The organism is Streptomyces sp. YKOK-I1, assembly GCF_054660435.1.
In genome coordinates this window covers 14883-37653 of sequence record NZ_BAAGDR010000002.1, presented here as the reverse complement: position 1 = coordinate 37653, position 22771 = coordinate 14883, and the positions used below count along the sequence as shown (strand labels likewise).

The 22771-nt window shown below is 63.3% G+C and carries 12 protein-coding genes and 1 pseudogene; 5 read left to right on the top strand and 8 right to left on the bottom strand.

Translation table 11 applies throughout. The features are described from left to right. Positions 1–79 precede the first annotated feature (79 nt). From ACYQ8Q_RS44660 to ACYQ8Q_RS44640, 5 genes and pseudogenes are all read left to right on the top strand, one after another. Complete coding sequence (locus tag ACYQ8Q_RS44660; protein ID WP_460073916.1) at positions 80–973, top strand: hypothetical protein; 894 nt, start codon at positions 80–82, stop codon at positions 971–973. Continuing rightward, positions 973–2106 (top strand): DGQHR domain-containing protein DpdB, encoded by a 1134-nt coding sequence (gene dbpB, locus ACYQ8Q_RS44655; RefSeq protein ID WP_460073913.1) that lies wholly within the window; start codon positions 973–975, stop codon positions 2104–2106. The genes ACYQ8Q_RS44660 and dbpB (ACYQ8Q_RS44655) overlap by 1 nt, the downstream gene beginning before the upstream one ends. After that, positions 2103–3323, top strand: coding sequence for a tRNA-guanine transglycosylase DpdA (gene dpdA / locus ACYQ8Q_RS44650; protein ID WP_460073911.1), 1221 nt, complete (start codon positions 2103–2105; stop codon positions 3321–3323). Before dbpB (ACYQ8Q_RS44655) ends, dpdA begins: the two co-directional genes overlap by 4 nt. Before the next feature lie 41 nt (positions 3324–3364). After that, complete coding sequence (gene dbpB, locus ACYQ8Q_RS44645) at positions 3365–4468, top strand: DGQHR domain-containing protein DpdB (protein WP_460073908.1); 1104 nt, start codon at positions 3365–3367, stop codon at positions 4466–4468. Positions 4469–4543: 75 nt separating this feature from the next. Continuing rightward, positions 4544–5153, top strand: a pseudogene (locus ACYQ8Q_RS44640) (transposase family protein); the annotation flags it as partial. Between the two features lie 57 nt (positions 5154–5210). On the opposite strand, the gene dpdD reads toward ACYQ8Q_RS44640, so the two are convergent. Genes dpdD through dpdE form a run of 8 tightly spaced genes read right to left on the bottom strand, consistent with a single transcriptional unit; the run spans position 5211 to position 22725 of the window. Beyond that, a complete protein-coding gene (dpdD, locus tag ACYQ8Q_RS44635) occupies positions 5211–7238 on the bottom strand; it encodes a protein DpdD (protein ID WP_460073905.1) in 2028 nt (675 codons plus the stop codon). Beyond that, the gene (gene dpdK / locus ACYQ8Q_RS44630) at positions 7228–7755 is read right to left on the bottom strand and encodes a phospholipase D-like domain-containing protein DpdK (RefSeq protein WP_460073902.1); all 528 of its coding nucleotides are present in this window, start codon (positions 7753–7755) and stop codon (positions 7228–7230) included. Before dpdK ends, dpdD begins: the two co-directional genes overlap by 11 nt. Next, entirely contained in the window at positions 7752–12227 is a 4476-nt protein-coding gene (gene dpdJ, locus ACYQ8Q_RS44625) for a protein DpdJ (RefSeq protein WP_460073899.1), read from the bottom strand. The genes dpdK and dpdJ overlap by 4 nt, the downstream gene beginning before the upstream one ends. A 6-nt stretch (positions 12228–12233) precedes the next feature. Then, positions 12234–12917 carry a hypothetical protein gene (locus ACYQ8Q_RS44620; protein WP_460073897.1) on the bottom strand — a complete coding sequence of 228 codons (684 nt, stop codon included), beginning with the start codon at positions 12915–12917 and terminating at the stop codon, positions 12234–12236. Further along, complete coding sequence (gene dpdH / locus ACYQ8Q_RS44615) at positions 12914–15979, bottom strand: protein DpdH (RefSeq protein ID WP_460073895.1); 3066 nt, start codon at positions 15977–15979, stop codon at positions 12914–12916. The genes ACYQ8Q_RS44620 and dpdH overlap by 4 nt, the downstream gene beginning before the upstream one ends. Beyond that, entirely contained in the window at positions 15972–16838 is an 867-nt protein-coding gene (gene dpdG / locus ACYQ8Q_RS44610; protein WP_460073892.1) for a protein DpdG, read from the bottom strand. Before dpdG ends, dpdH begins: the two co-directional genes overlap by 8 nt. Then, positions 16838–19432, bottom strand: a complete 2595-nt coding sequence (gene dpdF / locus ACYQ8Q_RS44605) for a protein DpdF (RefSeq protein WP_460073889.1) — start codon at positions 19430–19432, stop codon at positions 16838–16840. Before dpdF ends, dpdG begins: the two co-directional genes overlap by 1 nt. After that, positions 19432–22725: a protein DpdE gene (gene dpdE / locus ACYQ8Q_RS44600; RefSeq protein WP_460073921.1), complete on the bottom strand. Its 3294-nt coding sequence runs from the start codon at positions 22723–22725 to the stop codon at positions 19432–19434. Before dpdE ends, dpdF begins: the two co-directional genes overlap by 1 nt. Positions 22726–22771 lie beyond the last annotated feature (46 nt).

Below are 22771 nucleotides of genomic sequence, written 5' to 3'. Positions count from 1 at the left end.
GATGCAGCCTACCCCCCTAACTACCGGCTACAGTAACCACAACAACACGCGAGTTACGGAAGCCAGGGGTCGAGTCGCAGTGAACGAGTTGCCCATCGTGGTCACGTGCACGGACCGAAAGACCTCACCGCCCCCCGCGACCCTGCAGGCACGCACCCTGCCCGCCGGCGACCTGCTGCAGCGAGCCGCAGAATGGGCACGCCGCCTGCAGACAGCCGATGGCCGGCCGACGACCCTGCAGAACCTCTACCAAGGGGATCAGTGGCGGCGAGCCCTCGCTCTCACCGACGCAGCAACCCGCGCGGGTTTCGTTCCTCGCCTGTATGTAGCCTCGGCCGGCCTGGGCCTGCGGCCAGTCTCCAGCCTCGCACCGTCCTATGCCGCGACTTTCCTGCCACGACATGCGGATTCCGTGGCTTCCTCCAGTCGTGAGGCATCCCTGTGGTGGGAGCACCTGCAGCAGTTGGACGGTGCCGGTGATCTGCCCCAGATTGCGACCGCCGCCGGACGGGCTCTGGTGGTGGTGTCGGAGACCTACGCCCACGCCATGCAGCGCGACTTGCACCGCCTCGCCGCGACCGGCGCCGAAACGGTGCTGATCGGGGGCGCGTGCGAGGTGGAGGGGATACTGCGGGTGCCGGCCAATGCCGCCTTGCGCCAAGCCCTCGGCGGAACCCTCACCAGCCTGAACACCCGCACGGCAGCCTCCTGGCTCGAGCACTGCACACCGGGCCGCCTCATCAGCCCCCAGGCGCAGGCGCGTTGGGGCGCTTGGGCTGCGCAGGCGGCCCGGCCCGAACGCTACGCCCGCACCCCCGTGCCGGACGAGACGGTGATCGCTTTCATCAAGGAGATGAAGAGCCTCCACCCCGACTCCTCCCGTACCCGTCTGCTGCGTCTGTTCAGAGACAAGGGGATGGCCTGCGAACAGAAACGCTTCGCAGACCTGTACACGTCAACGATTGGCCGCTGATGACTTCCACTGTGCTCAAGCGCCGGGCCCTGCGAATCGAGCAGCACCCCACGATCCCTTTGTATGTGTTCACGCTGGCGGCCGAAGAGGTGCACCAGGTCGCCGACGTCGCGCGGATCTCCCGGGACGAGGCCGGCAGGCTCATCGGCTACCAGCGCCCCGAGAAGAAGCAGCACGTCAAGCAGATCCTGGAGTACCTCGACGGCGACGAAGTCCTCTTCCCCAACGGACTGATCCTCGCCCTGCCCTCCGACGTGCGCTTCAAGTCCAGCCCCGGCCCCGGCAGCAGCGACGGCCTGTGCACCTCCGGCACCTTGGAGATCCCGCTGCCGGATTCCCCCGACGCCCCCCGGCCGGCCTGGATCGTCGACGGCCAGCAGCGCAGCCTCGCTCTGGCCCGCACCCGTAACACCCGCCTGGCCGTGACCATTGCCGGCTTCGTCGCCGAAGACCTCGAGACCCAGCGAGACCAGTTCCTGCGCGTAAACACTGTCTCCCCGCTGCCGACCAACCTCGTCACCGAGCTCCTTCCTGAAGTCGGCACGGCCCTGCCCACCAAACTCTCCGCCCGCAAACTCCCCTCGGTCCTGGTCGAAGCCCTCAACCACGACAAGGACTCGCCCTTCCGCGGACTGGTGCGCCGCCCCTCCACCACCATGGAGCAAAAAGCGGAGGCCGTCGTCACCGACAACAGCCTCACCACGGCCATCCAGGAATCCCTCAATTCCCCGTCCGGCGCCTTCTTCCCCTACAAAAACCTCTCCAACGGCACCGTCGACACCGCCACCATCCGGCAGATCCTCATCATCTACTGGAGCGCCGTCCGTGACACCTTCCCCGAAGCCTGGGGCCTGCCCGCGACCCGCAGTCGACTGATGCACGGAGTGGGCATCCGCTCCATGGGGCGCCTCATGGACCGCGTGATGATGGCCATCCCTCCCGCTTCCCCCCACGCACTGGAGCAGGCACGCGCCGAACTCGCCCTGATCGCACCGCACTGCCGCTGGACCGAAGGGCGCTGGCCGGACCTGAACATCCCCTGGAACGAACTCCAGAACAATCCGCGCCACATCTCAACCCTCTCGAACTACCTCCTCCGTATCTATGTGCAGGAAAAGGCAAAAGCCGCGTGAAATTCTATTTCCCTGACAGCCAGGACCTGGTGAGCCCCACCTACGACTTCGTCAACGACGAGTACTCGCCCTACCGAGTGCGCCAGCGCGACGACGTCTACGCTCACCAGGCCGTGACGCCGATCCCCTACGACGGGATCCTCGTCAGCAAGGCGGTTGTCGACGGATCCGTGAAGGGTGCGGGAAAGTACTCCTCCCCGCAGCGCGAGCGCTTTTACCGTCTGGGCGTGAGGTCCTTCTTCCGTCTTCCCGAATCCTGCTCCACCATCGGCGACTGTGGCGCCTTCAACTACATCGACGAAGAGCGCCCACCCTACGAAGTGGACGAAGTCCTCGACTTCTACGGCCGCTGCGGATTCGACGCCGGCATCAGCATTGACCACATCATCTTCGGTTACATTCCCGAAGAATCAGATGCGCAACCCGAAGACGCTTGGATCACCCGACAGCAGATCTCCCTGGAACTGGCTGAAGAATTCTTCGCCGCAGCCCAAAAATCAGGCACGCGCTTCGAACCAGTCGGTGCGGCACAGGGGTGGGGCCCGCAAAGCTACGCGCACAGCGTGGAGCAGTTGCAGAAGATGGGATACCGGCGCATTGCCCTGGGTGGCATGGTCCCCCTCAAATCGCACGAAATCCTTTCCTGCCTGCGGGCCATCGACAGCATCCGCTCCCCGGAAACACGACTGCATCTCCTCGGCATCAACCGAGTCGACAGTATGGAGCAGTTCGCCCGCCACGGCGTGACCAGTTTCGACAGCACCTCCGCCTTCCGCCAGGCCTTCATGGACGACCGAAACAACTATCACACGGCTACCTCCTCCTACACGGCCATCAGAGTCCCTCAGGTCGACGGAAACCCTGCCCTCAAACGGCTCATTCTCTCCGGCAGTGTGTCGCAGGCGGACGCCATCATCGCCGAACGAGCATGCCTGAGCGCCCTGCGAGAATTCGACGCCAAGGAAAACTCCGTAGAGGACGTCCTTGCCGTCCTTGCAACTTACGAATCCCTCGTGCTCGGGCCGAAGAAGAAGAGCTATCTTGAACTCTATAAGCGCACCCTGAATGAGGCGCCCTGGCGTACCTGTCCCTGCGCACTATGCAAGAAGCACGGCGTCGAGATCGTGATATTCCGGGGCAGTGAGCGAAACAAGCGCCGCGGTTTCCATAATCTGACCGTGCTTGAAGCAAAAATGCGAAAACTTACCTTCGGGTAAAATTCTTTCTTATACTTTTTTGAACCATGTCAGGAGATGCGATGGCCGACCGCTACGAACTTAGGCTTCCTGCACTTGAGGTGCGCCAGGGCGACAGGAAAATCTACTGCTTCGCTGTCGACGGGAAGAAGATCCACAGTTTCGCCGCCGTCTCCCGCGTCCGGCGCGACGACGAAAGTGCCCTGCAGGGCTACCAGCGGCCCGAGGTCCTCAGCCACATCCGGGGCATCCGCCGCTACCTCGAGTCCGACAACGCCATGCTCCCCAACGCCCTGGTCCTGGCCTTCGACGACTCCGTCAGGTTCGAGACCGGAGCCCGCCGAAGCACTGGCGTCGAATACTCCGTCCCGGGTGAGTTGGTCATCTCCGTTGATGAATCCCTTCCCGACGAAGAAAAGCCCGCCCTGATCGTGGACGGCCAGCAGCGCAGCGCCGCCATCCGTGACGCGGACCTGGCCGAATTCCCCGTCGCCGCGGTCGGGTTCATCGCCGACAACAGCGAAGACCAGCGCTCCCAGTTCATCCTGGTCAACTCCACCAAGCCGCTGCCCAAGGGCCTCATCCACGAGCTGCTGCCGGAAACAAGCGGCCACCTCCCGCCTGCCTACGCCCGCAAGCGCCTGCCGGCGCAGCTGATGACCCGTCTCAACACCGACGGCCAGGGCCCCTTCTACGGCCGCATCGCCAGCCCCACCTCACCGCACGGCAACATCAAAGACACCGCCGTGCTGCGCATGCTGGAACACAGCCTCTTCGAAGGGGCCCTCTATCAGTACCGCAACCCCGAAGACGGCTCCGGCGACGTCGACCGCATGCTCCAGCACTTGCGCTCCTTTTGGACCATCGTGCGGGACACTTTCAGCGACGCCTGGAAACTCCCGCCCCGCCAGTCCCGCCTCACCCACGGAGCCGGCATCCAGGCCATGGGCTTCGTCATGGATAACCTCACCGACGGCATGCCGGCCGAAGACGTTGACTGTGACCACATCCGCAACGCCATCCTGGGCCTGATGCCGGTTGTCGCCTGGACTTCTGGCATGTGGCGCTTCCCCGACGGTGAACAGCGCCGCTGGAACGGCCTGCAAAACACCCCCAACGACATCCGCCTGCTCACCGATCTCCTGGTCCGCGCAGGGCGAAGCTGACCTGGTTCGCCGTGTCCGAATGACAGGACACGGTGAACATCTGTCCGGGCCTGCCGGCGCATCGGGGTTGGCGATGTGGCTGTCTACCACCGGACGAACCTCACGATCCGGCAGCTCGCGCCGCTGTTTGGAGTGTCGCCGGCCACGGTGTGCAGGGTCAGCCAGGGGCTACGGCCCCTCCTCGCGCTCGGGGCAGCCTCACGTCCCGTCGATGCCGCGGACCGGCTGTGGATCGTGGACGGCACGCTTGTCCCGGTCCGCGACCGCAAGGTCGGCGCCTCGAGCCGCAACTACCGCTTCTCGGCGAACGCGCAGGTCATCAATCAACGCCGACCACGCCTGGTTGTGGCCACCGCCCGTCCGGCCCCGGGCAACAAGGCCGACGCCCATGTCTGGCGCAACTCCGGCCTGCCGGACCAGTGCCGGGGTGTCACGGTGCTCGGCGACGGCGCCTACCTCAACGCCGGCCTGGTAGTCCCGCACCGGAAACGACCCGGCCGGCCCCTCCTGGCCGGCGAGGAAGCTGACAGCGCGGAGCATCGCCGGGTCCGTGGGCGGGTTGAGCATGCCTTCGCCCGCATGAAGCACTACAAGATCCTTCGTAACTGTCGACAAGCGCGACGACGGCCTTCACCACGCCGTACAAGCTGTCGCACACATGCACAACCTCGCCCTGGCCGCGTGATCACAAGAGCCGCGGTCGGACCCTGACCTGCAAAATCACGGCTTTGTCCAACCCGCTTCAGGCAGACTGTTCCTGATGATTGGCGGCATGCTTATACAAGGCGGTGATGGCCGCATGAGTCACGGAAGCCGAGCCGGCTCCCCGGGGATAGACGATCTCCTTGGCGTACTGGCCGATGCAGTTGGTGGCCGCATGAGCGGCGCATTGTGTGATCATCACACTGAAGTCCGAGTTTCGGGCTGCATCCTTCAGATGCTTCGACGCGACCTTTTCTGTTGAGAGCACCACCTTCACTAGGGGGAACTGGCGGGTGATTCGGTCTTGGACACGCTGCAGTACACCCTCGTCTAGACCGTAGACCAGTATCTGTGCGGCCCCAACAACCGGCTCAGCCTCAACGTTTTCCGAGGGCGCCCGCTCAGGCCAGTCCAGTCCAAGCTCAAGCTCGTTGCTGATCGACCGCGCTGTTGACAGGTATGCCTCATCGAGGCGTCGCATATGGACATGCAACGGACCGAGCAGGAGTTGGGCTGTCTGCACGCGGGCTGCGGGTGCTGGTGCGGCCCGTGCCACCAGGCGGTCGACAAAGTCAAGGGCCTGCCCGGCAGTCTCGGGCGCGACCCATTCATCGAATCGCACACTCAACTGTTCTAGAAACTCTTCGTACTCCGCAGCTTTGGGGGCGGAGCGAAGGAACAGTTCCAGGAGAAGATCCAGGACTGCGAGGTTCGCTAGGTCGCAGCGCTGGTTGACAATGCTCCGCATGATCGTGGTCAGCGTCTGGCAGAAGGTGATGTTTGAGCGCGTGAGTTCCTGCAGGAACGGCCCGAGCGCGTATTGCCATACCGCTTCGTACTCGGTGTCGGTGAGGTCGGCGAATACGTCTGCCATCTCCCCATCGGACACCGCCTCCAGTGGGGCTGGGGTGTCGTCTTGCCGGGCGTCCATCGTGCGGCAGAGGTCGAAGGCGGCCTTGTTGCCCTGGGCGACAGCCTTGACTATTTCGGCCCATGTGGTGAGCGATACCGTGGCCGACCCGTCTTCAGGCTCAGGCTCCGCTGTCGTTGTATCCGGTTCAGCAGGTTCCGCGTCCACCATGCTTGCTGGAACAACCTTGCGGCGATAGGACGCCAGTACGTCGGGCACGAGGTCCCCACGGCCTTCGGCATCGAGCAGAGCGATGCTGCGGGAGAGTTCCTCCCCGTCGCCTCGTCCGTACATACCGACGAGCAAGACAGTGACGGCCTGTTCGCTAAATGACAGGAGGTCTCCGTCTGCCAGCAACGAGAAATGGCTGTCAGGCGCCTTCAACGCGTCGACGGCACCAGCCAACTCTCCTTCAGTAAGCGCAGGTTCGATCTGCGCCGTGAAGAGAGCTGACAGCACCATGTCCTTCACCGGAACAGGCGGGTCTTGAAGCAGCACTTCTCGGAGCCCTCGCAGCGAAAGGACGTCGTTTGCTCTTCCCTGCGCCGTCAGAAGTCTGATCTCCAAGTGTTTGACGTTGGCCGGCGAGAGGCCGCCTTGGCGATCGATCTGCTGAAGGAGCGTCTTGGCGGCTTGTGGTGCTCCGCTGAGCAGGGCCGCTTCGAAGTCTGCCAGTAGGCGCCCCAAGGGCTTGGGCGCAGACCAGGCCCGCTCGGGGCTCCGCTCCACTACCTTCACCATGCGTTCCAGCGCAGACCTCAGGCGCTTCCTCTCTTCCTGGTTGGTGGTCGCCTGCACGAAGAACGTGCTTCCCGCTCCATAGCGTTCGAGGATCGGGGCCTCGTGGGGCTTGTCGAGCGCAACAGGCACGTCGTAGCCGTACTTCGCAAGAGACGGCCCAACAAATGCCACCAGAAGATCACGAACAGAAGTGAGTTGCTCACGTCGGCGAGGAACCACGTAGTACGCCATGCGCTGGGTCTGCTCGTTCAGCCAGGGCAGCACGATGGGCGCTCTATGGTATTGGACAGCCGCATTCTTCAGCAGCGTGATGCCGCTGGGGTACCTACCAGCGTCGTTGCGATCAGGATGAAGGAAGTGGTCGACGAACTCCTGTGTACCGGCGCTCTGTTCCGCTATTTCTGCCTTAGACGCCACGTGCCGTCCATTCATGCTGGTAGTCCACTACTGCCTGCGCCGCAGCCGATTCGTCCAACGTATAGCTGATCTGCTCCTTATTCCGGGCAAGACCGTTGCGCGTGAAGTTCATGGAGCCGTCGAACATCCAGCCCGGGCCGACCAGGCTCTTCTCGTGAAGGTCCTGGTCCAAAAACACCTCAAGATTCGTATGCAGATCACGGCCCAGAGCAAGGCGCTCCAGGAAGATCACGTTCGCAGGAGCGTCCTGGGTCACCACGCGAACGGCGGTGCCACTCTTTGCCAGCATCAGCAGCAGGTCGGACAACCGGCACTGCAGGGGAGGGTCTTCGCCCAAGAGGTAGTTGAAGGAACCGTCAGCGTTGTCGACCAGGTCTACATCACTGATCCATGCAGACACCAGCCAGACCTCGCCGCCCGGCGACGACAGTTGAGCCAGCAGCGCTGTCCGAATTAGCGAGTCCGCACGCAGGGCGCTGCGCGCATTCGTGCGGAGTGTACGACGAAGGAGAGTCACTGTTCAGACTCCTTGATGACGGCCTTGACGACGATCTCGCGGCTGTCCCTGTGCACCTGTGTCACCTCGCCGAACAGTTTCAGGTCTCCACGATCGACACGAAGAACAGGGATCGTCAGCATGACCTGGCGGAGCAGTTCAGGCCGGTCCAAAGGAACGACCACTTCGACTGCAGGATGCGAGGAGAGCACCTGGGCGTAGCTGATGTGCCAATCCGGCGATGTGGCATCGAGGCGAGGCCACGCTTGCGTGTGCACGGCGGCTGCTAGAAGTCGATCCAAGATCTGCGGGTTGTCCACCGCACGGTATGGCTGGTAGGAGTCCAGATGGTAGTTCCGTGCCTGGTCACCTCGGGGCCAGAGCATGCTGAAGGCCTGGTCTGGGCTGATCGTGCGAGGCAGTTGCACCTTGCCGGCGCCGACGGCGTAGGCGATGACTCGTGAGTCGACCTCGATCCCGGTTGTTTCTTCCAACTGATCCCAAGCCTGCACCAGCGCAAGGGCAGTTGCGTCGGTCAGACTGTCGGAGCCGCGCCGAAGCAGACGCATCGCAAGGGACGCCACATCACCGTGCCGAGGCGCACCGTCCAGGTCAGTCCAGGCGGACCTGATGCGGTTCAGTGCATCCTGGCTGGTTTGAGCCGAAGCCGCACTGCGCATCTCGCTCATCGCCTGCGCTAGCTCACCGTTTGGTTCGGCCTCCACCACATGCCGGAGCAGACTCGTCAGCCGTGCATCGGTCTGTTCGAAGCTGTTGGGACGCAAAGCGGCGCCAACCAGGCTCCAGAAGCGGGCAGGATCATGGCCGTAGGTCTCTGCCAACTTCTCCACCACGCCGAGCCCACCCTCGGACGTCTCGCTGATCCAGATTTGATCTGCTCCCGAGCCAGCACCCGGCACCACGTCGAGCATCAGGTCCTGGTCCCGGGCGTCGGGACAGGCTCGTGTCACGGCCTCCAAGATCGCGGCGGCCAAGGTGTCCAGATAGGCACGCCGGGCCAGGGCAGCCGTGCGGTCGTGGAGTTTCTCGCCGAACAGCAGCGAACCAGCGTCGTCGAGCACGGTGATGACATCGGGGTGTTGGCTGAGCGCCTGCAGCTCGTTGATGACGCGGTCGGCAGAACTGCCAGCACCCGTAGGGGAGGCAGATGGATCTTGCCTGTACAGCAGCGGAATAACCTTAAGGATGCTGTCCCGCCAGGCGCCCTGTGACAACTCCGCGTGAATCGCCTCGGGCTTCTTGCCCTCCAGCCCCTCGAGCGCGAAGGCGGAGAGGTACACCAAGGACAACCATCCACGCTGGAACGAGTTGGCCGCCTCAGCGATCCGCTTGTCCTCTATGACGGTGTTCGTGAACGCCTTCGAACGCCACTCGGGAGAGTTCAAATGCTCCACTACGCCAGGCAACGACAGGTCCAGCGGCTTGACCTGAATCCGGAAAGCATCGACGGATGAGGAGAAGCCCATGGCTGCTCTCTTTCCCTCGTGGATGTAGCTGACCGCCACCTTGTGCCGCTGCCCCGGCTTGCCCTTGACCACGTCGGCCACAGCGCCATAGGTCATCCGGCGCACCTCGGTCGGGTTACCTGAAGCGTGCGCCGCGAACCCGACGGAGAGCACCTGCTCCCGCCACTCGGGAACCTTGGGAACGTCCGCGGTAACCGGAGGACCCGCAGGGTTGTCCACGAACTGGGTTGCCCACAAGGGCACGCCCTGCGATGAAGTCGCGATCTCCTTGTCCGGCTGCGCAAGCTTGATCCGTCGCGGGCGAGTGACCTCGACGCTCTTCACATCCGTGCGGCCGGTGTCCCAACAACCCTGCCGCTCCTCGGCGTCGAGAACGTTACTCAGATCGATCACGGCGTCAGGGACCCCGGTGGGAACCTCCAGCCACGTGCGGTGGCGATCATCGCGGTATCCGAACCGGCGACTGACACGGCCAGGCACAGCTTCACGCAGTGCGCGCCCTACCGGCAGCTTCTCCTCGTCGTCGGAAGTGGAGAAAGGTAGCGTAAAGCTCACCTCAGGAAGATTCAGCGGAGCGAACAGCGAAGTCGTGACAAACTCGGGCAAAAAGGCTCGCCGGTCTGTGCCAGGATCCTTGTGTATCGGCGACGCGCCAGCGTAAAGACGTCGCAAGAGCGTGGGAGCCACTGCCAACAACAAAGACCGCGGCTGCTCCCACAACAGGACCTGCACTTCGTCGGCGCTCAAGCCCAGCGCGCCTCGCAGGTGGCTAGCCAGGGAGCGCAGCAGGGTGTCGTCCCCGTCGAGGAGTTTCTCCAGATGCTCGGTGATCGCTCGCCGAGCCTGAGGCAACTGCGCGTCTTCATAGTCTGGTCGGGTGTTCCCCGACAACATCGTTCGGGCGCTGACCCACAGGCCCTGATCACGAAGTCGGATGCCGAGCCAATCGACGAACGCTTGAGCACCTTGGATCTTGATGATGTGGCGGTTGTGCACAGGCAAGGTGCGAGGCGATACCTCGGGAGCGAAGAGGGATTCATACCCTTGATAGGCCAATCGGTCTCGCCCAAAGTCGGACAGAGCAACGATCGTGAGCGGGCGCGTGCCCCTCTCACGCCCGGCTCGCCCCCTGCGCTGCAGGAAGGAAGCCGGGTCTCGAGGCGCCTTGTGCTGGACGATCAGCCCGACGTCGGGATCGTTGAAACCGACCTCGAGAGAAGCCGTCGCAATGACAAGATCGGCCTCCGCGTCGACACCCGCATCCTGGGAGGAGGTCCGGCCGATCCTCAAAGGCCGCTCGCTCAGGTCGGAACTGAGGTTGTGCCCGATCAGCTCCGGAAGGTTCCAGGACTGACCCGCAAGGTAGCGATCTTCTTCCGCAGGAAGGTCCATGGACCGCAGGGACGCCAAAACCGCGGCACCCCGCTTTCTGCGGTTCTTCCCGTACTGCCCACCCTCCGCGTCTCGCAGGTCGTCATACAGACGGTTGGTGACGTCGAGGTCGTCGGTAAAGAGGAACCCCTTGGTCCCATGCAGTGTCGTCCCGGCCGGCCGCTTCCTGTCGAGCAAGCGCCCGTGGAGCATTGCCGTTTGGATCGTGGTCGACAGCAGACTCGTCCCCGACAAAGGGTCGCCCCGCAGCGCGATGTGATACTCGCGGCCCTCCGCCTCCATGTCCCCGCTGCGCGGCTCGATGAGGGTGACACTTTCCGCAGGTAGCCCGACAAGTTCCGCCATGAAGCGGTCGGCCTGACGCAGGGTGGCACTCAGCCCGACGAAGGTGACCGGGCCACGGCGTGCGTGACGCCAGCGCCGCAGCAGCAGGGCTGTTTGGGCACCCGTGGCATCGGAGTAGGTATGCACCTCGTCGAGCAGGGCGACGCGGGGGCCATTTCCGTTCCAGCCGAGGGTCCTGCTCAACTTTGACCCCGTGCTGTTGCGGTTGAGCATCTCCGTCGTGGTGAAGAGCAGCTTGGGCGGAGCCCCGTTGATCGACTCTCGAGTAAGAGCCAAGACACCGTCAGGGATCTCCCGATGGCACGCGGAACACCGCAAGGCTTCGGAGCCGCGGGTCCTGTCCTCTTCTGACCAGAGCATGGCGCCGCCATCCCCGGTGGGGCACATCAGATAGGGACAGACGCGGGCCCTTCCCTGCGCTGGCCATTGATAGATTCCCTGGGTGACGTCGCCCAGATGCGGCGGTGTACGCCCGTAGAGCACGCCGATCCGCGGGCTGGGTAGGCCCCGCTCCCGTAGTTCGAGTGCGTTCTTGATCGCATCGCGCAACTGGTCACGCAGCAGTTCGATGCGTGGATAGAGCGCGAGGGTATGCACCCCCGTGCGCCGGTCATTGGCCATCGCGGCGAATGCCGGCAGGTAGAACGCGAGGGTCTTTCCGCTACCGGTGCCGGCGCCGACAACGACGCCACGTGAATCCCCGTGGGCCAAGGAGTTGGTGACTGCCTTCGTGGCGTCGACCTGGAAACGCGAGAGCGCGTACGAACCGATCAGCACCCCGGCGACCTTTGAGTGGTTCTCAGTCCACCCCGGGGTCACCTCCATCTCGGCGATCGCCTGGGCCGCCGAGATGTCACGCGTCGGGTAGCGGCGTTCAGAGACGTGCAGGCGGTAGTCGGCGACCAGGGGCTTACCTTTCTCCCACCAGTCCGGTTGCAGCGGAGCACCGGGCCAAGGGCCGAAGATCTGCCGCAGGGAGGCAGTCAGCCGAACCCCCTCGGCGAACCTGGTTCGGTACTGATCGATTCCGCGGAAGGGGACTGCGAAAAGAAGCTGCTGGCTGAGGAGGGCCTGCTTCAACTGGTCGGCGTCAGAAAACAGCGATGCCGCGTCTTCGTCTGTGTCGATGACCGACCAAAGAGCGTCCGTCACCTCTTCTTCGCAGAGCATGCAGTCCGTGACGCCCCAGGAAAGCAAGGGCAGCTCCCGGTCCTCCAGGGCAGTAAGCGCCTTACCCAAGACGGTGCGGCGCAGTGTCGGTGGTGCCACAGGTCGTCAGTCCGCCTTCCGAATGACGGTAAACCAGCAGTCCTGGTCGTAGTTTCGCAGCAGCGTAATGTCTGCATTGGTGAGCTCTCGAAGAGTGACCCCACCTGCGTCGAGCCGGTTGATGAGCTCGAGGAGCTCTTCTGGGGCATCGTCTGGAGCGTGCTCAAGGAGCCGCAGCAGCGCGTCGCGATCGCTACAAAATGTGAGGATGCTGGCACTATCGACCTTGGCGCGATTCGCCTTGGTCTTCATCGACTCGTAGAGCTCGTTTGCTTCCAGCCGCTCGTCGGGGCCGAGGGTGACGAACCGAGCCGGAGAGACCTCTTGGATCTGTGCGGTGGCCCATGCCTTCCACCGCTGTTTGAGCGCCGTATTCAGCTCGTTGGTGAATACCTCCAAGGCGCGCTTGGCATCGACGAAAGCCCGGTCGCCGGGCAGGCCACCTCGCGACTTTGACTCGAACTTGACCCGTGCAACCTCGAACCCAGACACGTCCAGAGCCTGACCGGTGCGCTCAAGCAGCAAAACCGCGGTCTGCTGCTGGACCATCGCGGCCTGCAACGCTGCACGCACCTCATCGATACGCCGGAGCACCCGCTCCTGGTCGTCCCGCTCCTTCTGTCCTTCAGAGATGCTACGGGCCGTGTTCTGCAGCTCCTGAGCCTTCTCCAGAACCGTAACGCTGCTCACTTGTCTGCCTCCGCGTGCGTACTGGCGTCGTCTACGGCCTGCTTCCATTCTCCCAACAGAGCTGCCAACTGCTCCGCGGCGTCGCTGACCGCGTTCTGGGTCTGCATCCGCGCCGCAGCCAGGGCCGTGTCCAACAAGGAGTCGGCAACTGTGAGGTAGTCGCTCATCTCCCGCAGATGTGGCGACCGAATCGGGGCCACCACAGCCAGGAGGCCTTCGGGCGACAGGTCTTGAAGGCTGTCGGCGACCCGAGACAGGTCTTTCTCCAGCACGGACAGCGTGTTCCAGTCGGCTTCCGCGACTGCCGCAGCCCGATTCTCCAACTCAGACCCCTGAGGTCCAGTGATGCCCTCTGCCTTTGCCATCTGCAGGGCTGTGGACACCTGCTGGACGAGGCGGTCACCGGGGCCGCTCGCCTTGGGGAAGCGCTCTCGGATCTCGCCGAAGAGCGTGCGTAGTTCCTGGAGTTGACCGCGCACTACGGATTGCCACCCTGAACGCAGGGGTTGGCCAGCGCCCTTGACCCATTGCGGAAGCTCCACGACCGACAAGTCCCACTCCGCCGCTGCCTCCTTCACTAGAGGAAGGGCACGGGCAGCGTCAAGGACATGGACCGCTCCGGCACCCTGTCCAATTCCCAGCGAACTCAGCAACGACTCTACGAGACCGCTGCGATGCTGCATGTGCGCACTGAGTCGCTCCATCCAGGCCTCAGTGCGCGACGACACGTCCGGCCGCACCCACTCGTTACCTACGTCGAATGCTGCTGCGTACAAGGTGTCGATCGGCATACCGGGAACGACACGTCCGGCAAGCGCAGCGCCGAGCAAGGAAGCACGCAACCCGGCGATCAAGTCCTTATCGGCGCGTTCCATGCTCCGCACCACGCGATCTCGCATAGCAGGCCTGGCCGCGTCAGCGATGCTAGCGAGACGAACGATGTCCTTCCCGCGCACCCCATCTACCACGTCCGCGGACAGGCGCAGGAGGCTCTTAAAGAACTCGCCAGTTGCAGGGTTGCGCTTGAGGACGATGGGTGCCCCCGCGCTCATTGCCTCTGAGCTCGCATCTTCGATTGAAACCTGGTTGGATTTGACGTTCTTCGAATACCATCCGGACTTTTCGGTGTCGGTGAGGCTTACTGGTTTGACCGGCGGTGTTAGCCACTCCTCCCGGTAAATGACCGATTTCGAAATGATGGTGCGAATTATTTTTGCCTCGTCCGTGGTGAGGCGAGATCCTGTGGCGGCCCAGTCTTCCACCACTTGAATCTTTCGCTGCAGAGCGGGCGGCTCATTTTGAGGCGGTGGGGGAGCGCTCCGGCCTTTCTGTGGGATGGGGCGAGCGGATTTCACCGGGGAAACTCGCTTTTCGTGCAGATCGTTAATAGTCAGGTCAGGCAGGGAAAACGCTTCGCTGATGCCCTGCCGCAGATTCACCAACTCAGTCGGCGCGTCGGCCCAAAACTCCAGCGCCGTGCGTCGGCGCTTGGCGTTCAAGGGGTCGTGCGTATCGATGCCTTCGCTGACGCTGTTGGGCAATGCCTGGTCGACGCCTCTGACGGACTTGTAGTTCTCCTGGAAGAAGGCGCTCGGGAACTCACCCTTCCTGATGGCGCCGTACGCGTCGGTCAGGATCGGGATGACTCCGCTGCCCAAAACGTTGCGCGGTACGAAGGCGTAGGGGTTCTCCTGCGGAGCCAAGCTGTGAACGACACGCATCAGAGACGGACGATTGAACGGATAGAGGCCGAACCCGTCCACGGAAACACCGAAAGAATCATGGCAAAGGCTCTTTACGATGCAATCGTCACACTTGTTCGGAACGGAACCGCTGCCCGCGCTCTCCAGTGCGCCACGCCCAACTCGGGCGGCGTTGAGGTACCTCGCGACGAACGTGGCGATTTCTTCTGTCCCTGTTGTGCCTTCTTCTAGGACGATGTCCAGGTTGTAGACGAATCCTCCAGTGGAGGTAGCGATCCTGGTGGCTGCCGTTTCCGGCAGGTCGTGGAAGTAGCCACTGGTGATCGCCATGAGGGTCCGCATGGGTGCGAGGACTGCATGCCCTTCCCGCTCCGACGTCTCGGTGAGCGCGTCGAGTAGGTCACCTTGGACACCTTGGATCAGAGCGAAGTCTTCTACCAGGAGGATGATCTCCTTACCTTGGCGGGCGTAGATCTCGCGCACCTTCTGCATCGCACCAAGAAGACGACCGCCTCCCAACCCCGACAGTTCTTGAACAGCTTTGTCCCACTGCTCGTTGAGCAACTCCACGGCCAGCACCTGCAGTTCATCCCTGGACATGAGGATGCCGAAGATCTGTCGAGTAGGGGCTGCCATGTCGCCGGCGATGGCATCCGGACTTAGGGGGAGGTCTTCCAGAGAGAAGCGAGGACGCCGCTCCTCGCCGGACTCTCGATCGCTCAAGAAGTGATGGGCGAATTGGGGAATGAACTTGTCGGGCTCAAGCATCTGCTCCTGCAGAAGCGGATCTTGCAGAAGCAGCGAGATGCCTCGGGGGCCGACGAGTTGACGCTTCTTCCCGGAGACCGATTCCCTGCCGAGGTCGGCAAGAGAGACGCTCAACTGAGTGATGAGGCGGCGCGCCAACGATGCAGCGGTGAAGGTCCCGGTGACGTGCCGGATGTCCTTGCGGATCTGCTCGATCTCTTCGTCCTCGACATCGTCGAGGAGGGAGTCGATCACATGTCGCAGACTTGTCTTAGACTTTTCGAGGTAGATGATCTTTCGGTCGTCGGAGGGCTCGATGTTCTCCCTGACCCAGCGGACCAGATGGGACTTGCCAGACCCTGACTCACCGACCACCGGCAGGAGCAGCGTTCTGGTATTCGTCCGTCGATTCAGAAAATCTTCGAGGACGTCTTCTTCCGTGACGCTTTCACCCGTGCTGTTGAACGACCGGCCATTAATCCGGGAACGCTGGATGCTCAACGGAGTGTGCGTGGAGAGGAAGACGGCAGGCGAGGCGACGACCGCCTCTGTCTGGATCGTGGAGATGACGTTCTCCACGTCCCAGCAGACGTACCGCTTGAAGTCAAACATTGGTGGCCTCCAGTCGGGTGATGGAGGAACAAAGACGCATGGACAGACGCTCGGGGTCATGCAACTTGATCGGCTGCTTGGCATCCGAATCGCTGCTCATGACGAGCCACTTCTCGTGTTCGCCTCGAATCAGGGCGAAGGAGAGTGCCGTGCCGACAGTCCGGTCGTCGGGCAACCCATAGCCCGAAGTCTCCGAGATGCCTCCACCAGGAAGGGCCGGGAGGTGTTCACGCAGCAGGCGCAAGACTTCTAGAGCATCCGCAGGAGTGCCTGCCGGCAGGTGGTCCTCCAGTACCTGCCGAACGGCGCAGGTGCAGTCCGGAATATAGCGTTGGGCGATGTGCGGAGCCGGGGCGCCCAACCCAAGAGATCCCGCCCACGCCACGAACGGTGGCCATCGCGTGGGGTTCACGAAGACCAACTCTCCATCGGGTGCGTCGTTTTGGTGCCGACTGTCCACGAGGGCCCAACTGAAGGACTCCGAGAACGGATCCCGACTCAGGCTCCACACCAGAGCGCGCCGCAGGTCATCGGCGATCTCGGCCGGCCGGTGCCCATGAAGGCCCAGCACGGCGGCGCGCAGTGCACGCTGGAAGGCGGCGTAGTCGTCCGACCGTAGGTCTGCAAGGGCACCCGACAAATTCCAGTCCTCGCCGTCGCCGCTTTCCTCAGCGAGCCCCAGTGACCGCAACGTGGTGAGCGCGTAACGGACGGTGGTGGTCTTCTTCGCGTCGCGATTGTGTGGCTCGAGGAAGGTGCGCAGCGTCTCAGACGCCACGGGCCCGGACTGCGAGGCCAGGAAGCGTACGACAACCCAGATCTCGCCGGGATACGGCACGGGTGTGTTGAGCAATGCCATTACCTGAACTCGCTTCTCACTTGCTGGATATTCAACGACGGGTGCGTAGTCACGAAGGGCACCCCGGGCCTGGTCGGGTCCTCGATTTGGCGAGGGAGGAGAAGGTACAGAGGCTCCGCGTCCTCAAGTCGGTACTGGAGTTCCTCATCGAGGAGCCGTGTCGCGTCATCAGCAACCCAGACGATCGTGGCGGAGGTGCCACTGCCCACAAGGCCTCCGTCGTGATCGACGAGCACTGGATGACCTGGTGCCTGCTGCTGTATCTGCTGGGCCACTTCTTCGCGAATACCAGGGCCGGCGAAGTGGGAGATGCCCGACCGTGCCAGTTTCACCAGCACGGGCAGCACGTTGTCCTTGCGTTCCGCAGGGTTTTGCCAGTACATGCTGAAGTGCGAGGTCTGCGGGTGCAGGTGGGCCAAAGGGCTAGCGGGCGGGGGCCACTCAACAGTGGCCGGGTCCGGCGAGAGCGGCTCGCGATAAAGGGACGCCGCCCCTCCAGACGGGAGTCCCTGACGTCGGCAGTGAGGACATCCGCGACAGGCAGCCATGGTGTAGTGACGCCCCCCATTTGCTCCCGTGATCGAGTAGTACTCGGCCAAAGTGTCCGCAATGCACCGCTCGTTGCGCAGGACGCTCAACATCCTCTGCAGAGAGTTCCGCTGGGCATCTTTGATATCCGAGCGGATGCGGTTGTAGGCGTCGTGGAAGTAGGCCTCATCGTTGGTCTGTCCCCCCACCAGTTCGATCTCGATCCGGTCTCGGGCAGTTTCGTAGAACGCCGTCATCTGCTCCTGCCAGTCCGAGGGACTCTCCTCGGACTCACGCCCCGGAGGCGTGGGAGGGAAGACCTTGATCATCCCCATGCGATCCATCAGATTGAGCAGGCGAACGTTCCAGTCCTTGTGCGTGGCGTACCCAACGGACATCCGTGGTGGCCGCAGGGTCAAGTCGAGCAAGTATCTGTTTGCGTGGAGGTGCTGTCCTTTGGTGAACATCGCCCGCCATCGTCCCCAAGCAGTGTTTGCCATGAGGATTTTCTGCTCGTTCAGTGACTGCGCTGTGCCATGGTCGCCAGGTGCCGACGCCAGGTAGGCAATCGAGGGACTGCCGTCGCGGCCACCGCGTCCGACTTCCTGGTAGTAGCGGTCCACGGTCTCGGGTATGCACGCGTGCACGACACTGCGAACATCGTCGAGGTCGACCCCCAGCCCGAACGCGGAGGTGCCGACGACGACGTCGTACTCGGTCGCGACAGCACCATGACTTGTGCGGCCCGACCAGCCCTCGAGCGCACGACGACGCCCAGCGTCGTTGACGTTCCCGTGTACGACGGCGACCCGCTGCATCCCTGCCGTACTCAGAGCCTCGGCCCACTCGGTGGCGTGCATTTTCTGGGTCGTGTACAGCACCATCGGTTTCGGCAGGCGCACCACAGCCCTGAGAACTGCTGCGGACCGCTCTGTTTCCGAGTCGAAGGCGTCCAAGAAGTAGGCAGGCTCGCTGCGCAGTTCGGAGGCCCACACTACTTTGGTGCGGTCACCGGAACCGAACAGATCCCGTAGCGTCGTCACCTGCTGTTCGGTGAGCGTGGCACTCATCGCAACTGTCCTGGGCGCACGCCCCTTGGGAGCGATCTCCCGCCAAGCCCGGTGTGGGGCAGCCAGGCTCTGAAACTCTGAGCGGAACTCGTTGCCCCACTGTTCGACGAGATGTGCCTCGTCCAAAATGACGTAGTTCAGGTGACCATCTTGGGCGGCATCGCGAAGGGCTGAGCTGAGCCCGGTGACCACAGCTTCGGGAGAAGCGATGACAAGTGCCTGTCGCCCTGCTGAAATATCCGCCCGCATCTGCTCCTTGTCGGCCTGGTCCAACTCCCCGAAATACGCGTACCGCTTGTGCAGAGCGCCAGGATCACGCCTGCTCAGCAGCTCACGGACACGTCGTTCCATGTCGATGGCCAGGACCACGGTGGGCACGACCATCAATGACACGCCGCTGTTCCGGCCGGCCAGCATGGCACCAGCCAGTGCCACCGGCGTCTTGCCATGGCCGGTCGGGAGGCAGACCAGAAGCGTCTCACCCGGCGGCATCAGGACGACCGAGCGGGCCGCTTGGCGCTGCCCCTTGGAAAGGTAATGGTCGTATCCGAGGACGTCCTTCCAAAACGGGTCGGCCAGCGCTGCTTCCAGGACGCGGCGCAAGGCGGAGTCCTTGCCCAGGATTGCTTCACCCACCTGTGCAAGCCCTGCGGTGTGTGCCGGTCCGTCACCCTCAACCGGAGCCCATTCCTTACCTCGTAGAAGGACGCGGCTTCCGTCGACCAGCACGCTGCAGCCGCCTTGTCGCCACTGATCAGCGGTGGGCAGGCCCGCTCGCAACGGCACAGATAAACGACCCGTCCGCCCAAGCGCCTGATGGTGCAACAGGAGTTGCCGTGTCAGCGAGACGATGTCCAGCCAGCCGCTAGCGCCGTTTTGTAGCCCGGCCAGGGCGTCTCCCAAGCGGCGAAGAACGCCCTTGGCCAGGATGTCCGGCTTCACCTCGGGCCAGTCGTTGAGCAGGTGCTGAGCGCTCACCCATGCGTCTTCAGACATCAGTAGGCCATTTCCAATCCGCGGCGCACCAGGCAGGCAGCCGCCACGACCCGGACAACGGGCCGCGACAGGCCTTCGGCGAGAGAAGTCAGCACCTCCGCGTCGGTGACCAAGCTTTCGGTGTCGCGAAGAAGCCGGCCAGCTGCTTGCCGCGCCTGGGCCTGCGAGTGCAAAACCGCGGAAACCTCCAGTGCCTTGCGCTGGGCGTCCTGACAGACTGCCGTGAGATCCGTGTGCTGGTGCAAGAACCCCAGCGCAGCTTGCTGGGCGTCATGCGCGTATTTGGCCGCGTGCTCCTGGCCACCGAAGACCTCGAAAAACTCCGCAGCGCGCTGGCTGTTGTAGTTGCGGTCGCCCTTGCTCTTGTCGTACGGACGATTCAGGAAGGCCAACTGGGCGTCCACGGTCACCGGCCGGTTGGTGCCCGATTCGATCCAAACGCGCCTGATGACAGGAGGGAAGATCCTGTCCGCCTGGCGGCGCAGAGCCCTTCCTGCGTCCACGCTGCCATTGACGTGCTTCAGCGCGGCAGAGGTGTCTGCCTCGATGAGGAAATCGAAACCGAAGTACGGTTGTGGCTCCTGCCCCGGCCGCATCCCGCGGTCGAGTCGCCTGAAGGCGGCACTCTGCCCAAGACTGTCGCTGAGAATCGCATCGGATAGCATGTCCACCAAGGGATTGCCAACGCGAAACAGCCGTGCATCATGACTGCGCAGCGCGCGCGACCGGTTGAACATCGCGTGAGCGATCTCATCGTTCGGGATGCGATCCTTGACCCGCTTCCAGTGGCGAGGAGCGAGAAACGGACGGGTCGAGCCATCGTTAACCAGAAAGCGCCAAGCCGGGGATCCCTGGATGGAACGATCGATGCGACGGAGCTTGATACCCCCTCCAGTAGTGTCCGTGTACGTCAGGAGCGCTTCCTCCGTCTCGGACCAATCAAGCTCGACTTCCGCCAGAGCAGCCGGAACGCTGCGCAGGCGCTGCGTCGACACGTGGATGGACTCCAAAAGGTCCATCTTGCGGATCTCGTCGCCTTCCTTGCCGAGGCGTGAACCCACGGACTCATGCTGCGCAACAAGCCCTTCCGGCCCGGCTGCAACTGCCCCGGTCCATACGCTGTTGACCGACTGGGCTATGGCGTCCTGCAGGGTGGAAACAGAACGGTCGAAGACCCCGTATCCATCCTCGAGAAGGGCAGCCCACGCCTCCGTGAAAGAGCCGTCCGGGCCATTCTCATCGGCCAGTCGGAACTGAGGCGCGGGACCAACGGCTCCAGGCAGAGCCGGCCCCGGATAGCGATCAACGCGGCCCAGACGCTGTTCCAGTTGGTTGGGCGACCAGGGGAGCCTCAGATGAACAACGCAGTCGGCTGCTTGCAGGTTCAAGCCGTCTTCGGCCGTGTCATCGACGAGGAGGACCGCCTGCCCAGGCGTTTGGTCTGCCCAACGAGCGACGTCGGTTGCGGCCTGGGCCGCACTGAGGCTACGCGTGTGCTCAGCGATCACTACCTTTTGGAAGTCGGAGCGCAACTGCCCTGCGATCGCGCGAGCCAGCCGGCCAGGTCCACAGAAAACGACGGTGCGTTTGGCTCTCTTCATGACAGGAAGAAGCGCCCGAATGATGTGCTTCAGATTCTCCTCGCTCGGCTCGCCTCCCGCAGGCCAGTCTCCCTCGGCCTCGGCCAGCACGGTCTGCTCGCAGGCAACCGCCGGCACACCGCGGAGCAGTTCCCGCTCGCGCAGTGAAAGCCCCGCACGTTCGCAGGCATCGGCGTCACCCATCACCCGCCACCGCAGCGCATCGATGGCGTCGTACGCAAGCGCGGGCGCCCGCGACGTGAGAACCGCCAAGGGCATGGCGTACTGCGAGAGCTGATTGCTCAGCCCCTCGTTCTCCAGGTGCTCTCGCACCGAGTTCCACCAAAGCATCACAAATTCACTCCCGGCCTCTAGGGCGGGGGCGGGGGAGGAGAAGGCCTTGGGACGCTGGCGGCCGCGTACCTCGTAGGGGAGTGCCTCGGCGTCAGGGCCACTGGCTTCTTGCAGCACCGCCTCACGTCGGTTGCGAATCATTCGGCGGTGAATCCGGTACGTCTCACTGATGTGAGCGCGCAGTTCGGTAACCCGATGGGCGAACTCATCCTGCTGCTCAGGGTTGCTCAGTTCGTCATCCTCGTCGAGCATGTCGAGGACCTCGTCTGCAAGTTGAGCCAGACGCACGTCACTCGAGGGAACCTGGGCTCGAATTTCGTCGATGCTGTCCCGGATGACATACGTGTACTCCGGGTCCAGGGAGTAGACCGAGTTAGCCAACTCCTCGCGCATGCGATACCGGTCCTCGAAGTCCTGGCGCCTTCCCCACGAGTAGAGCTCTGGGTCAAGGAGGTGCAGCAGGCCAAGGTTCGTCAGGTAGCCCGACGTCACGGGGGTGGCGGACAGTAGTAGCAGTCGCTCGGCCGAGTGCGCTAGCGCGCACAACTCCTTGTAAGGCGTCTCATCCGGACCTGCCTGCACGAGCGCATGGGCCTCGTCCACAACGACGAGGTCGGCATGCTTGTATCCGGCCCAATTCTCCGGCGTCTCGTGGCTGGTCACGACGATCGTCGCATCAGGGAAGTCCCCGATGTGAAACTTGCCCTTGAGCTCAGACAGCCACTGTCGGCGAAGAGCGGCCGGCGAGACGACGACCACGCACGCAGTTGGATTATCGATGAGGATCTGACGAACGACGTACCCGGCTTCGATCGTCTTCCCCAGACCGACCTCATCGGCGAGCAGGTACCGCTGTACCGGATCGGACAGGACCGTGAGCGCGGCGTTCACCTGGTGCGGAAAGATCTCCACGGTCGACGAGAGGAACGTGCTCATGTCGGCGCAGGCACCACGCTGGCGGACGAGGTTCGTCAGGATGGGGAGTCTCGCGTCCCGGTACGGCGCCGTACTGCCACCGCGAACTGTTAGATCCGCAGCGGGGTCCAACACGGGGCGATCCCACCGAACGTGGAGATGTTCCTCACGAACAGGCAGGTCGTAGTCCACATTGGGGAACCTCACGATGTAGGAACACCGGGCAGGCTCTGCCTGTATGACGCGACCCGTGTTCCACAGCCCGTCCGGGCTTCTCCACCAGATGCGCTCCTCGGGTTCCAAGAGGACCCGGTGCACCACGTGGTCCGCCACCCACTGTGACTGTGCGATCGTCGCGGCCGGCGACTCAAAGTAGTCAACGCGGACGCGCTCTCCCTCTACCTCCCCGACTTTCCCGATCCCCGGCCCCCCCGATATCCACACGAAGGTACCGAGTTGTCTCACGTCGTTCACGTGCCCCTGCTTCACG

What these genes read in the sequence shown, in the direction of transcription:
- dpdF (WP_460073889.1), bottom strand. Translation starts at nt 19,432, where the DNA reads ATGTCTGAAGACGCATGGGTGAGCGCTCAGCACCTGCTCAACGACTGG.
- dpdH (WP_460073895.1), bottom strand. Translation starts at nt 15,979, where the DNA reads ATGTTTGACTTCAAGCGGTACGTCTGCTGGGACGTGGAGAACGTCATC.
- dpdG (WP_460073892.1), bottom strand. Translation starts at nt 16,838, where the DNA reads ATGGCATTGCTCAACACACCCGTGCCGTATCCCGGCGAGATCTGGGTT.
- dbpB (WP_460073908.1), top strand. Translation starts at nt 3,365, where the DNA reads ATGGCCGACCGCTACGAACTTAGGCTTCCTGCACTTGAGGTGCGCCAG.
- dbpB (WP_460073913.1), top strand. Translation starts at nt 973, where the DNA reads ATGACTTCCACTGTGCTCAAGCGCCGGGCCCTGCGAATCGAGCAGCAC.